The organism is Terrisporobacter sp., assembly GCF_017888745.1.
GTDB lineage: Bacteria > Bacillota > Clostridia > Peptostreptococcales > Peptostreptococcaceae > Terrisporobacter.
On record NZ_JAGHFM010000388.1, the window covers coordinates 1 to 2193 of the forward strand.

At 30.6% G+C, this 2193-nt stretch carries 1 protein-coding gene; it reads left to right on the top strand.

Annotated elements, in window-relative coordinates:
• Positions 1-2193, top strand: a 2193-nt coding sequence (gene carB / locus J7G74_RS16310; RefSeq protein WP_297137339.1) for a carbamoyl-phosphate synthase large subunit, incomplete at both ends; no start/stop codon positions are given.

Consider the following 2193-nt stretch of genomic DNA (forward strand, 5'->3'; position numbering starts at 1 on the left):
AAAAGGATGGAAAGAAATTGAGTATGAAGTAATGAGAGATGGTAATGGAAACTGTATAACTGTATGTAATATGGAAAATGTTGATCCGGTCGGAGTACATACAGGAGATAGTATAGTTGTTGCACCTAGCCAAACTTTAAGTGATGTAGAATATCAATTATTAAGAAAAGCGTCTATAGATATAATAAATGCTATAGAAGTTAAAGGTGGATGTAATGTACAGATAGCACTTCATCCTCATAGATTAGAGTATGCAATTATAGAAATAAATCCTCGTGTAAGTAGATCATCAGCATTAGCTTCTAAAGCAACTGGTTATCCAATTGCTAAAGTTGCAGTTAAAATAGCATTAGGATATACATTAGATGAAATAGAAAATGCAGTAACTAAGAAAACTAAAGCTTGTTTCGAACCAACATTAGACTATGTTGTTGTTAAAATACCAAAATGGCCTTTTGATAAATTCAAGCAAGCAAATAGAGTATTAGGAACAAAAATGATGGCTACAGGTGAAATAATGAGTATAGGTAGCAACTTTGAAGCTGCTTTATTAAAAGGAATAAGATCTCTTGAAATAGGAAAATACTCTTTAATTCATAAACCATCACAAAAAAGAACAATAGAAGAATTAAAAGAAAGAGTTGTTATGCCTGATGATGAAAGATTATTTGACTTATGTGAAATGATAAGAAGAGGCTACAGCTTAGATATGATAGAAAAAATAACTGGTGTAGATAAATGGTTCTTGCATAAATTTAAATGGATAGTTAATCAAGAAGAAGAACTTAAAACTATGAAAATAGAAGACTTAAACAAAGATTATCTACAACAATTAAAGAAAAAAGGATTCTCTGATAAAGGTATAGCAGACTTAATGAAAATAAGTCCAGAAAAAGTTTATGAACTTAGATCTTTATACAATATAAATCCAGCTTATAAAATGGTTGATACTTGCGGAGGGGAGTTCGATGCATTATCTCCATACTACTATTCAACTTATGAGCAATATGATGAGGTAGTAGTTAGTGATAAGAGAAAAATAATAGTTTTAGGATCTGGTCCAATAAGAATAGGTCAAGGTATAGAGTTTGATTACTGTTCAGTTCACTGTATAAAATCATTAAGAAACATGGGAATAGAGACTATAATAATAAACAATAACCCGGAAACAGTAAGTACAGACTTTGACATATCTGATAAATTATATTTTGAACCACTAACAGAAGAAGAAGTTTTAAATATAATAGAAAAAGAAAATCCAGAAGGTGTTATTTTACAATTTGGTGGTCAAACAGCTATAAAATTAGCTAAGTTCTTAAGTGAGAAAAATATACCTATATTAGGGACTGATTTCGAAGACATAGACGCAGCTGAAGATAGAGAAAAATTTGATGAATTACTTGAAAAACTAGATATAAATAGACCAAAGGGAATAGCTGTATGGTCTGTTGAAGAAGGTATTTCGCACGCTAAAGAAATAGGATATCCAGTACTAGTTAGACCTTCATATGTACTTGGTGGTCAAGGTATGGAAATAACTTATGAAGAACATAAATTAGAATCATACTTAAGAAGTGCTTTTGATAGAGATAGTAAAAATCCTGTACTTATAGATAAATATCTAGTAGGTAGAGAAATAGAAGTAGATGCTATATGTGATGGAGAAGATATATTAATACCAGGTATAATGGAGCATTTAGAAAGAGCTGGAGTTCATTCAGGAGACTCTATAACAATGTATCCAAGTCAAAATATATCTGATGAAATAAAAGATAAAATATTAGATTATACCAAGAAAATAGCTTTAGAGCTTAATGTATTAGGAATGGTAAATATTCAGTTCATAGAATTTAAAGGAGAACTTTACATAATAGAAGTTAATCCAAGAGCTAGTAGAGCAGTTCCATACATAAGTAAAGTAAGTAAAGTGCCAATAGTTGATTTAGCTACAAAATGTATGTTAGGATCTAAATTAAAAGATTTAGGATATGGAACAGGTATATACAAAACTCCAGATTTAATATCTGTTAAAGTTCCTGTGTTCTCAATGTCAAAATTAGCTAGGGTAGATGTAAGCTTAGGACCTGAAATGAAATCTACAGGAGAAGTTTTAGGTGTAGGTGAGACTTTAGAAGAAGCTTTACACAAAGGATTTATAGCAGCAGGAAAGGTTATGTCAGAAGATAGAGGAAC